Genomic DNA, 9,230 nt, shown 5'->3' with positions numbered 1-9,230 from the left:
AATTGATGGACCAACGCCAATTGCTCATAGGTGTTGTGCGAAACCTGACCGTCCTGGAAGGTATACCGCTGCCAGCCCAGCGTCGGTGTCAACGTGGTGAAGGCACCGATATCGAACAGCCAGTCGACATTTGCATTGGCAATTTTTTCCTGGCGGTTTCCCAACATGATAAAGGTCCGCCGCTCGTCATAAAGCGTCACACGCAGGTTGCCCTTCGGCATCAGGTAATCCGCCGATGCCGTGGCGCGTTTCATCAGGTAAATTCGTCGCTCCAGCAGCGAGGGAAGAACGGACTCGCCGATGGGTGAAGCAATGAGCTGACCCGGGTTCTGTCCCAGCAACTGCTGGTTGAGATCGGTCGGTCGTTCCTCATACCTGAGGCTCGTCGTCAGCAGGGCTCCTGTGCGCTCCCAGGAAAACTGGTAGCTGCGACCGTAAAAATGATGTCCGACCAGCGCCTTGAGTCTGTACAGACTGTTCGCCCAGGAGAAACCTGCATCCCAGAATCGCGCACCCATCTTCTCAACCGTTCCATCCGGAAGGAATTTGTTTTCCTTGCCCGCATCGGCCAGCAATCGGGCAGAAGTGCTGACTTCAACGTAGGTTCCCAGCTTGGCAACCTCGAAATCCACGCCCTTCGTGGCAGCATCCTGCTTGATGCGCTGATTGGAATACTGCAGATCCCAGCCCCACGACCTGCCCTTGGGACTCACCAGGCTGAATTGCAGCGCGTTGCTCTTGACGTTTGAGATGCCGTACAACACGCCGGCCCTTTGCGCAGGGATGCCTCTCGTGTTGTACACCACACGCCCGTGACTGTAGCGCAGCTTCATGATGCCGGCGCTGCCAAGGTCCTGGACCCAGTATGGACTGACCGTTGCTGTTGCAACGTTGGCGCGGTTGTTGCTGAGAAAATACGTGCTGGGTGAACTTGCCAATTGATTGTTGATGACCCGGCTTCCATACAGTGCGGTGGCATCGACAAACAGGTGCTGCGGATCAATGGTGAACGTGGCCTGGGCTTTCAGGTTCTGGGTCAACTGGTTGTAACCGGCCTGGCCCGGATACAGATCTCCGGTGATGCGGTAATCGAACAACCCGGAAAAATGTGGTCCGCTGTAGGCTGCCTTGATAAAAGGCTGGATCTGGGTGATCCAGCTCGTTTGTTTCGGCTTGCTGCCAGCCGCCAGCCTCAGGTTGTCGGTATACAACTCCCCCAGTGTGATGCCCGTCACCCAGCCCGGGTCGGCCAGGGTCGGCTGCCGAACGGTACCGATCCGCTCTTGCGCATTCGCATCTTGCCCTGTCTGAGCGGGGGTCGTGGTCGTGGGCCCCATGACCGGGACATCCTGGGCCCGTGCGGGTGCCCAGCCATTGGCCAGGACGGCAGCCACAACCATTGCCAGCGATGGTGAAAACCGGTATTCACGTCGCTTCGTCGCCTGATGCTGTGGGAAATCGGGGCTAGTTGCCATATCCACTGTCGTAATAGTTCTCGCTCGCCGGCAGGCGGCTCATGTTTAGGATCAGGCCGACAAACTGGGAGGCGTGCAAACTTTGCAAAGATGCATTGAACGCCTGCTGTCGGGTGCGGCTTGCTGCCACCACCACAAGCACCTGGCCCATGTGCGAAGCCAGCAGAGGAGATTCCGAAGTTGCCAGCAAGGGCGAGGAGTCGAATACCATAAGACGTCGGCGATTCTTCCCGCCAAATGCTTCGAGCACATCCTGCATGCGGCGGCTACCGAACAATTCAGCGGTGAGCTTATGACGCTTCCCTACCGGCACCACCTGCAGGTTCGGAACATCGGTGCGCACGATGACCGATTCCGGCCTGCACTTGTCATCGGCCAGCACGTCCATGAGCCCGGGCCGGCCATCGAGACCGAAAGCCCGAGTGAGGCTGGACTTCGGTATGTCACCGTCGACCAGCAATACTTCGAAGTCCGGCTCGCGCGCCAGGCTCAGGGCGAGATTGACGGCGGTGAAGGTCTTGCCTTCGCCCGGCATGGGGCTGGTGACCAGGATGCGTTGGGCATGCGCCGGTGTCTTGGCGTTCTTTCCGGTCACATTGGCCAACAACGGCCGCTTGATACGGCGCATCTCATCGTTGAGCCGTTCATCTCCCTCATGATTGGAGGGAAGATAGCCCATCCGCTTGAGCGCCATTTGGTCCACGTGGCACAGCGGGGCGGTTTCCGAAGGCCGATCCACTACCTGCCGCTGTTCCTGCAAACGCTCGACGTCCGGGACCGCTGATGCTGATGCCGCGTCCGATACCGGGTCGATTTGCGTCGACTCCTGCGGCTCCGGATGCAAAGCCTTGAGTTTTTCAGCTGCCTTTTCGACGATCTTCATACGGAACCCATGACAAAGATATGCTGCACCAAACGGGTAAGCGGGCCATCGAAGGCAAGCCCCAGCACCAAAACCACGGCCAACAGACCGCCGCCGGCGCAGAATCCGATGACTTCGCGGCGTCGAGCCACCTGCCGTGCCTGCGAAACAACCATGCTGATGGCTCCCAGCACCGGATAATCGCTTGACTGCCGCAGCCCCTTGAGGCTCACGTACACCGGCCTGATCTTGTGCAGGAAATAGGCAAACCCACCGCCGACAGCCACAGCCAGCACGAATACCAGCAAAAGCAACAGACCACGTTTCGGGCTCACGGGACGCAACGGAGCATCCGGGGGATTGACCACCTGGAATTTCAGATTGTTCCCGCTTTGTGTTGCGTCCTGCGACAGTTGCGCCGTATTCAGGCGCGCCAATAACTGATCGTATTGCTTCTTGATGGTTTCGTAATTGCGTGTCAGTTTCTGCAAGGTGGCTTGCACACCGGTGATCCTGCCAGCCTGGCTCTTGAGATCATTGATCCGCTTTTTTTGCAGGCCGATCTGTGTTGACAGCTTCTGGATCTGGACCTGGGTGGCATACAGGGATTTTTGCATCTCCTGATATACCGGATTATCCGAGACCACCCCCATTGACGATGTGCCCGAGGCATCCTTCTGCAGCGCAGCACGTCGCTTTTTCAATTGCGAAATCATGCGCTTGGTGGAAATTACGTCCGGATATTTATCGGTGTAACTCAGCAACAGCTTGTTGAGCTGCTGCTGGTATGCCGCGATTTGCTGGTCGATCCCCTGAGTGCGTGGATCAACACCACCGGATACCGGGCCGCTCGTCATGGCCTGCATTTGCTGATGTGCCATGGCACGGCCGGACACTGCCGTATCGTATTGATCCTGCAGGTTCTGCAATTGGGTCTTGGCGGCCTGCAGGCGCGTGAAATAGTCACTGCCGCCCTGATTGGGAATATAGCCGACGTTGGCAGCCTGGAAAGCAGCGAGTTTGTTCTCCGCATCGTTCAACTTCTGACTGTAGTCCTGGACCTGCTGTTGCAGGAAATTCTGTGCCGTATCTGTTGAAGCAGAATTCGCGCCCAAGGTGTCGTTCATGAGTATCTGCAAAAACGCCTGGACCACTTTCAGCGCCATCTTCCGGTCGGGGTCGGCATAACTTATGGTGTAGAGATCCCGCGTACCGGCTTCCTTGATCTGCACTGCGGCGCCGAGACTGCTCAACAACTGCTCCTTGCTCTCCGGGGTCGTGGCGCGCGACGACAAGCCGGTCTTGTCCGCCACGGATTCGAGGTTGGGCCGCGTCAGCAATGTATGGGTGATGATGTTCAGGCGCTGGCGCACGTCAGGCTGCACAGCAACCCCTTTGAGCAGTGGATTGCTCAACGCTTCGGTGTCGGCATACACCTGGGCACTGGCCGCATACTTGTTCGGCAGAGTGAAAACCAGCGCGGCCCCCACGAGCATCAGGCACCATGCAACGATCAGGGCGTGCCAGCGATAGCGCCAGGCGGCGCGTACCTCCAGAAGCACATTCTGGAAAATTTCATGCAAATCGAAGGATGGGTTCTGCATCACTGTTTTCCGATGTCGCCAATGGTTGCCATGCATCCGCGCTCATCAAGTCAGAAATAAGATTCGGGAATGATCAGGATATCGCCGGGGCGCATGACCACGTTGTCCTTGATCGCGCCATTCATGAGGTCGCCCAGCCGCACCGGGATGGTCTGCTCCTTGCCGTCGGGCAGATGGCGCACGATCTTGGCACTGTTCCCTGAGGCAAACTTGGTAAGGCCTCCGACGTCGATCATCACGTCAAGCAAGGTCATGCCGCTGCGGTAAGGTACGGCCTTGGGTGTCGTCGCCTGCCCGACCACGCGCACCTGCTGGCTGTAGGCGCCGACGAAACTCTTGACGATCACGGTCACCTGGGGGGAACGGATGTAGCGGCTCAGGGACTTTTCCAGGTTCCCCGCCAATTGTTCCGGGGTTTTGCCGGCAGCGACGATGGACTGTACCAATGGAATGGAGATACGCCCGTCCGGGCGCACCGGTACCGTGGTGGTCAGGTTAGGGTTTTCGCGCACGAAGATATTCAGCGAATCGCCCGGACCGATGATGTAGCGCTCGGCCTGTTGGGGCGCAGCTGTCGGTCCATTGATGATCGGTGTGCTGCTGCAACCACTCAGCAACGCAAATCCAACCGCCACAAGCAGCATGACAAAATAGTTTCGCGATATGAATTTCACTGCCTAGGTCTCCGAAATTTCAGCGCGAACCGCGCCCGAACAAAACGACCTCTACGGTCTGAACCAGGATGGCCAGATCAAAGACGAAGTTGTGGTTTTTCACGTAGAACAGGTCGTACTTCAGCTTTTCCTCGGCGTCTTTCATGGACGAACCGTAGGAATAGCGCAGTTGGGCCCAACCGGTCAGACCCGGCTTTACGGCATGACGCAGCGCATAGTAACCAATGCGCACGTTGAATTCGTTCACAAACTTGGGCCGCTCCGGTCGCGGACCGACGAAGCTCATGTCGCCGCGCAGCACGTTCCAGATCTGCGGCAATTCGTCCAGCCGGGCCTTGCGAATGAATCGTCCGACCCGGGTTACCCGATCGTCGTTCTTGCTGGCCCAACGTGCCACGCCGTCGCTCTCGGCGTCGACACCCATACTGCGGAACTTGATCAACCGGAACACCTTGCCGTTTTCACCGACACGTTCCTGACGATACAGGATCGGCGCTCCGGGTCCCGACTCCATCCGGATTGCCAACGCAGTCAACAGCATGAGCGGCCCAGCGACCAGCGATACCAGCAGGGCGGTGCCCAGATCGAAGGCGCGCTTTGTCATGGACCGCATGGGAGAGGCGTTGAAGCCATCCGAAAACACAAGCCAGGATGGACTGGTCGGCCCCATCTTGATTTTGCCGGCCTCACGCTCGACAAACTGGGCGAGCTCGGTCACAGCTCTGCCTGACTTCTTGCATTCCAGCAGTGCGTCCACTGGCAAGGTGCCGCGACGGTCGTCCGGTCCCACCACGATTTCCTGCACGCCGAGCCGAGACACCCATTCGTTCAAGGTCCCGTCTGGATGCAGCAGCAATGATTCGGAAACAGACACCGGATCGGCGCCGATCGGTACGCAACCCAGGAGTTTGAATCCGCGTTGATCGGTCTTGCGGCGCATCATGAGAACGAACTCAGCTGCGCGCTCACCGGCACCGAGCATGATCACACGGCGCTTGAAAAGGTCCGCGTCCACAAGACTTTGGGACAGCAAACCCCATATCGACACGACAAGATAGCCGAGCAGCAATGAAATGCCGAGAACACCTCGGCCCAGATCTAACTCAGGAACAAGATAGAACAGCACGGTAAGTGCCATGCCGCCCAGCACGAAGGCGACTGCCAGACGGCTGAGCCGTCCAAGCCACCCTGCCCGCAGGTGAATCTGGTACAAGCCGAGCGCTGCCATTGACAGGATCAGCAAGATTGCAACCAGTGAAGCGCGCCAATACAAATCCTGCTCGAATGCGGTCTGGGTGCCGGCATGGCCCCAAAAACGCAGCATCACCGCAGCGTAAACGCTTGCCGTGATTAGCAAGAATTCGACCAGCACCAGCAGGAACTGCCAGCTTAACGCGCTGAGTTGTAAAAACCTGGACATCCTTCCAGCCCCCTGTAGCGCCTTCTATCTGATGGATCCATCCACCAGCCAACCTGGCACAAAGCTGAGTGTGTTTTATATCACACAATGTGGCATAGCGCACACATTTTTGTGTGGGATATGCCGCCCTGATTTCCCTATACTTTTGGCCTGAACCAGACCGCCTTGGCTTGGACTTCCCGCTGTTGACAGCAAGCCGTTCAGTCCTTCGCCGGGGAACTCGCCCATCGTCCCCGGCAGGCACATGTGGTTGATCCGATTGATCCGGTCCATCCCATCCAGCGCCATCAATTTACGGCTTCACGATTGCGGCGCGATGACAACCGCCGGGCAAAATCAGACACTGAGGACAAATAAAAGTTCTTGTCCCAGCTGAGGGGGAAGCGCACGGCCGACCGTGCAGACTTGCTGTTGACTTGCTGTTCTCCAGGTAACGAACTGAGGCCGCCGTTGCCAAGGCAGACGGGATGTCCCTGCTGGGAGGCTGGGTTGGATATGGCATTGAGTGTTGGCGGCATGAGGGCCGGTCGGGGCGCCTCTGGCTGGTGATCTGGCTGCAGCCGCAGCCGGGGATCGGGCGCAGCTGCTCGGGCCGGTGCTGTGCGGACGGCGGTGCACGACCAGCGTTCGCCTCGCAAATAGGACTTGCCAGTGTTCGAGTCCTCGCTGGAGCTGGTGGTGTCGCGTGATCGGTTGGCCTGTCCGAACTGTCGCCCGCGGCGGGAACCACTCGACTGGCTGGCCCCCTATGCCCGGGTCACACGACGCCTGGCCGAGAGTGTGGCCCGACTGCGCACCGTCACCGCGCTAGTGCACGCCGCCCGCTGGTTCGGCTTCAGCTGGAGGACGGTCAGGCAGATCGACCGCCAGCATCGGGAACGCACCTGCGGACCGGTCGATCTGACCGGCGTGACCGTGATCGCGATCGACGCGTTTGCGATCCAGAAGGGCCCCGTTACGCAACGGCGGTGTTGCAGCCCGAGCGCAAGCGCGTGCTGTGGGTCGGTGTACGCGTTCAAGGATGACCCCAAACAGCTATGGCGCTAGCGCCGCCTGGGCTGGGCCCTGCGGACCTGGAAGTAGTGCGCCCTGGACCGTGACATCGAACCGTTGAAGATCTTCCTGAGGCGTCTGCAACCCTGGCTCGCCGGCATCCTTGCCCACAGCCGCTGGCCGTTGGACACAAACCTGATCGTGAGCATCAACAACAAAATCTGGGCATCAAGTGCAGGACTTGCGTATACCGAGATGATGCCTGCTTTTTTCCTCAAGATACGCGCGGCCTTACCCGCAGTTGGGTGAACAACCCAAAAAAAGGCCAGCGGGCTGACGCCTGCTGGCCTTTTCCTGTGTATGGCGCGCCCGGAGAGATTCGAACTCCCGACCGCCTGGTTCGTAGCCAGGTACTCTATCCAGCTGAGCTACGGGCGCGTATTCAGATTGTTGCTGTTGCCAGCGTTTGATCAATCAAACGGCAAGGCGCGGCATTATTGGCAAACCGTTGCGCCACGTCAACCGCCTTCATGCAATGTCGATTCCGTTGCCAGACATCATGTGCAGGCAAACGCGACATCACCTGAGCAACTACGGGTGTAAATTGGCGGAGAGAGAGGGATTCGAACCCTCGAGAAGGCTATTAACCCTCTACTCCCTTAGCAGGGGAGCCCCTTCAGCCACTCGGGCATCTCTCCGGTGCATGTCTTCCGCGTACCGGAAGCCGCGTAGGATAGCTGCAAGCGTTCGAAGCCGCAAACCCTTCACTCAATCTGCAACTGGGGATCGTCCTCAGCGACGCCTGTGCCGGCATCTCCGGCGTGATCGTGCTCACGCTGGATGCGTTGGTAGATCTCCTCGCGATGAACAGACACGTGCTTGGGCGCATTGATGCCAATGCGCACCTGATTGCCCTTCACACCCAGAACGGTAACGGTCACCTCGTCACCGATCATAAGGGTTTCACCGACTCTACGGGTCAGTATCAACATTATTTACTACTCCTGGCTCCATCAGGGCCATGACTCGGGTCGCGCACCTCACCCCTGATTGCGCGAAACTCTACCTGACGTCACTCAACGTCATGGCCCACCCCTGATTTCTGTCCTGATTTCTGTAACTTGAGTGGATGACGGCGTTCCCCGCCATCCGCCTCCATTGGGCAAACATTTCCAATGGTCGACCGATACTAGCCGCGACACAAGCCGGGCGCAATTGCTGTTACGACAGCCAATTCGTGAACAGGAGGCAAAAAGCGGGTCAAGCCAGCAACTTTTCCAGCCATGAGGTGAGCGCTTCCAGTGCCGTATCCAGCGCCGGAGAATCGACACCGCCACCTTGCGCCATATCGGGACGACCGCCCCCCTTGCCCTCGATCTGGGAGGCCACCTGGGACACGATGCTTCCAGCCTTGACCCTCTCCAGCGCGCGTCCGTTGACACCGCACACGAGGGTCACCTTGCCATCCGCTGCGCTGGCCAAAAGCACCACGCAGTCGCCCAGTTGCTGCTTCAGCTGATCCACTCCTTCGCGCAGATCCTTGCGATCCATGCCGGGCAGGCGTGCAGCGACCACCTTCACGCCGTTGATCTCACGGGCCTGCCCGGCAAGATCGGCCGAGGCCGCCGATGCGGCACGTGACTTCAGTGCCTCCAGTTCACGCTCCATCTGGCGACTGCGCTCGAACACCTGGCGCAGCTTGTCCACCACGTCGGCACTGCCGGCGCCCAGCAACTCGATCATTTCCCGCAGCCGGGCCTCCTCGGTCTCCACGTGGACTTGCGCACCGACACCGGTAACCGCCTCGATACGGCGGATGCCGGCCGCGACACCGGACTCGGAAACAATCTTGAACAAGCCGATGTCACCGGTACGCGAGACATGGGTGCCGCCACACAACTCGGTCGAGAAATCACCCATCTTCAACACCCGGACCTGATCGCCGTACTTCTCGCCAAACAGCGCCATGGCGCCGAAATCAATGGCCTCCTGATAGCCCATGTGGCGCACATCCACGGCCTGGTTGCGCCGGACCTGGGCATTGACCAGGGTTTCGATCTCGTGCAGCTCGGCGAGCGTCACCGGCTGTTCGTTTGCAAAGTCGAAACGCAGGCGGTCAGGAGCCACCAGCGAACCCTTCTGCGTCACATGCGTGCCCAGCACCTCGCGCAGTGCCGCGTGCAGCAGATGCGTGGCCGAGTG

Annotated in this window: 8 protein-coding genes and 2 tRNA genes; 1 reads left to right on the top strand and 9 read right to left on the bottom strand. The window is 59.1% G+C overall.

The window, feature by feature from the left end:
• From PF446_RS03630 to PF446_RS03610, 5 genes are all read right to left on the bottom strand, one after another.
• Positions 1–1,337, bottom strand: a 1,337-nt coding sequence (locus PF446_RS03630; RefSeq protein ID WP_298069826.1) for a TIGR03016 family PEP-CTERM system-associated outer membrane protein, incomplete at its 3' end; no start/stop codon positions are given.
• 127 nt (positions 1,338–1,464) lie between these two features.
• Positions 1,465–2,358 carry an AAA family ATPase gene (locus PF446_RS03625; RefSeq protein WP_298069824.1) on the bottom strand — a complete coding sequence of 298 codons (894 nt, stop codon included), beginning with the start codon at positions 2,356–2,358 and terminating at the stop codon, positions 1,465–1,467.
• Complete coding sequence (locus PF446_RS03620) at positions 2,355–3,941, bottom strand: XrtA system polysaccharide chain length determinant (RefSeq protein WP_298069822.1); 1,587 nt, start codon at positions 3,939–3,941, stop codon at positions 2,355–2,357. The genes PF446_RS03625 and PF446_RS03620 overlap by 4 nt, the downstream gene beginning before the upstream one ends.
• Positions 3,942–3,991: 50 nt before the next feature.
• Positions 3,992–4,615, bottom strand: a complete 624-nt coding sequence (locus PF446_RS03615; RefSeq protein WP_298069820.1) for an XrtA/PEP-CTERM system exopolysaccharide export protein — start codon at positions 4,613–4,615, stop codon at positions 3,992–3,994.
• A 19-nt stretch (positions 4,616–4,634) separates the two neighbouring features.
• The gene (locus PF446_RS03610) at positions 4,635–5,987 is read right to left on the bottom strand and encodes a TIGR03013 family XrtA/PEP-CTERM system glycosyltransferase (protein WP_298069818.1); all 1,353 of its coding nucleotides are present in this window, start codon (positions 5,985–5,987) and stop codon (positions 4,635–4,637) included.
• A gap of 699 nt (positions 5,988–6,686) precedes the next feature.
• Between PF446_RS03610 and PF446_RS03605 the strand changes: the two genes are divergently transcribed.
• On the top strand, positions 6,687–7,082 hold the full coding sequence (locus tag PF446_RS03605; protein ID WP_298069828.1) for a transposase family protein: 396 nt from the start codon (positions 6,687–6,689) through the stop codon (positions 7,080–7,082).
• A gap of 307 nt (positions 7,083–7,389) precedes the next feature.
• On the opposite strand, the gene PF446_RS03600 is transcribed toward PF446_RS03605, so the two are convergent.
• From PF446_RS03600 to PF446_RS03585, 4 genes are all read right to left on the bottom strand, one after another.
• Positions 7,390–7,466 (bottom strand) — tRNA-Arg (locus PF446_RS03600).
• Between the two features lie 167 nt (positions 7,467–7,633).
• A tRNA-Ser gene (locus PF446_RS03595) sits at positions 7,634–7,726 on the bottom strand.
• 66 nt (positions 7,727–7,792) lie between these two features.
• On the bottom strand, positions 7,793–8,020 hold the full coding sequence (csrA, locus tag PF446_RS03590) for a carbon storage regulator CsrA (protein WP_298069816.1): 228 nt from the start codon (positions 8,018–8,020) through the stop codon (positions 7,793–7,795).
• Between the two features lie 268 nt (positions 8,021–8,288).
• On the bottom strand, positions 8,289–9,230 hold a 942-nt coding region (locus PF446_RS03585; RefSeq protein WP_298069814.1), incomplete at its 5' end, for a DHHA1 domain-containing protein.

Source organism: Oleiagrimonas sp. (assembly GCF_027858935.1).
Classification (GTDB): Bacteria; Pseudomonadota; Gammaproteobacteria; order Xanthomonadales; family Rhodanobacteraceae; genus Oleiagrimonas.
This window is presented reverse-complemented; position numbering and strand designations above follow the sequence as displayed.

Excerpts from the sequence above, each read along its gene's own strand:
- PF446_RS03625 (WP_298069824.1), bottom strand. The coding sequence starts at position 2,358 with ATGAAGATCGTCGAAAAGGCAGCTGAAAAACTCAAGGCTTTGCATCCG.
- PF446_RS03620 (WP_298069822.1), bottom strand. The coding sequence starts at position 3,941 with ATGCAGAACCCATCCTTCGATTTGCATGAAATTTTCCAGAATGTGCTT.
- csrA (WP_298069816.1), bottom strand. The coding sequence starts at position 8,020 with ATGTTGATACTGACCCGTAGAGTCGGTGAAACCCTTATGATCGGTGAC.